Genomic DNA, 1,686 nt, shown 5'->3' with positions numbered 1-1,686 from the left:
ATCAGGAGTTCATCATGAAAAAGCTGTTTGCCTCCCTCGCTCTCGCCGCTTTCGTTGCCCCCGTGTTCGCCGCCACTCAGACCGTCACGCTGTCCGTGCCTGGCATGACCTGCGCCTCTTGCCCGATCACTGTCAAGCACGCGCTTTCCAAGGTTGAGGGCGTGAGCAAGACCGACGTAAGTTTCGACAAGCGCCAGGCCGTCGTCACCTTCGACGATGCCAAGACCAACGTCCAGAAGTTGACCAAGGCGACCGAGGACGCGGGCTATCCGTCCAGCCTCAAACGCTGATCCGTTAACCGAACTCGGGAGCGACACATGGGACTCATCACGCGCATCGCTGGCAAAACCGGCGCGCTCGGCAGCGTCGTTTCCGCGATGGGCTGCGCCGCCTGTTTTCCTGCCATCGCCAGCTTTGGCGCGGCCATCGGACTGGGCTTCTTGAGCCAGTACGAGGGGCTATTCATTGGCATCCTGCTGCCGATGTTCGCCGGCATCGCGTTACTCGCCAATGCTATCGCTTGGCTCAATCATCGACAGTGGCGACGCACGGCGCTCGGCACGATAGGCCCGATCTTGGTGCTGGCAGCGGTGTTTTTAATGCGGGCTTACGGCTGGCAGAGCGGTGGACTGCTCTATGTCGGCCTGGCCTTGATGGTTGGGGTGTCGGTCTGGGATTTCATCTCGCCAGCACATCGCCGCTGCGGGCCGGACAGCTGTGAATTGCCAGAACAACGTGGCTGACGGCAACAGCCGTAGCCACCACAGAAAAGGAAAAATACATGACCACCCTGAAAATCACCGGGATGACCTGCGACTCGTGCGCGGCTCACGTCAAGGAAGCCTTGGAGAAAGTGCCCGGCGTGCAATCGGCGCTGGTGTCCTATCCGAAGGGCACAGCGCAACTCGCCATTGAGGCGGGCACGTCATCGGATGCGCTGACTACCGCCGTGGCCGGACTGGGCTACGAGGCAACGCTTGCCGATGCGCCACCGACGGACAACCGCGCCGGCCTGCTCGACAAGATGCGCGGCTGGATAGGGGCCGCTGATAAGCCCAGTGGCAACGAACGCCCGTTGCAGGTCGTCGTCATTGGTAGCGGTGGCGCGGCAATGGCGGCAGCACTGAAGGCCGTCGAACAAGGCGCGCACGTCACGCTGATCGAGCGCGGCACCATCGGCGGCACCTGCGTGAATGTCGGCTGCGTGCCGTCCAAGATCATGATCCGCGCCGCCCACGTCGCCCACTTGCGTCGCGAAAGCCCGTTCGATGGCGGCATGCCGCCCACGCCGCCGACGATCTTGCGTGAGCGGTTGCTGGTCCAGCAGCAGGCGCGCGTCGACGAACTGCGTCATGCTAAGTATGAGGGCATCCTGGACGGCAATCCAGCCATCACCGTTTTGCACGGTGAAGCGCGTTTCAAGGACGACCAGAGCCTGGTCGTCCGTTTGAACGAGGGTGGCGAGCGCGAGGTAACGTTCGACCGCTGCCTGGTCGCCACCGGTGCCAGTCCGGCCGTGCCGCCGATTCCGGGCCTGAAAGAGTCACCCTACTGGACTTCCACCGAAGCGCTTGTCAGCGACACCATTCCCGAACGCCTGGCCGTCATCGGCTCGTCGGTGGTGGCGCTGGAACTGGCGCAAGCCTTCGCCCGGCTGGGTAGCCAGGTCACGATCCTTGCGCGCAG

General features: G+C 63.3%; 3 protein-coding genes. All 3 read left to right on the top strand.

The features are described 5' to 3' along the window. Positions 1 to 14: 14 nt before the first annotated feature. Complete coding sequence (gene merP, locus FFS49_RS41750; RefSeq protein WP_004178136.1) at positions 15 to 290, top strand: mercury resistance system periplasmic binding protein MerP; 276 nt, start codon at positions 15 to 17, stop codon at positions 288 to 290. Positions 291 to 317: 27 nt separating this feature from the next. Further along, a complete protein-coding gene (gene merC / locus FFS49_RS41745) occupies positions 318 to 743 on the top strand; it encodes an organomercurial transporter MerC (RefSeq protein ID WP_000522996.1) in 426 nt (141 codons plus the stop codon). Between the two features lie 38 nt (positions 744 to 781). Then, a partial coding sequence (locus FFS49_RS41740) for an FAD-dependent oxidoreductase (protein WP_137910502.1) occupies positions 782 to 1,686 on the top strand: 905 nt, incomplete at its 3' end.

The sequence above is a fragment of the Burkholderia sp. 4NA327C6 genome (assembly GCF_005502655.1).
In the GTDB taxonomy this organism is placed as follows: Bacteria; Pseudomonadota; Gammaproteobacteria; order Burkholderiales; family Burkholderiaceae; genus Burkholderia; species Burkholderia contaminans.
The sequence above is the reverse complement of the archived record's forward strand: the minus strand, read 5'-3'. Positions and strand labels throughout refer to the sequence as shown.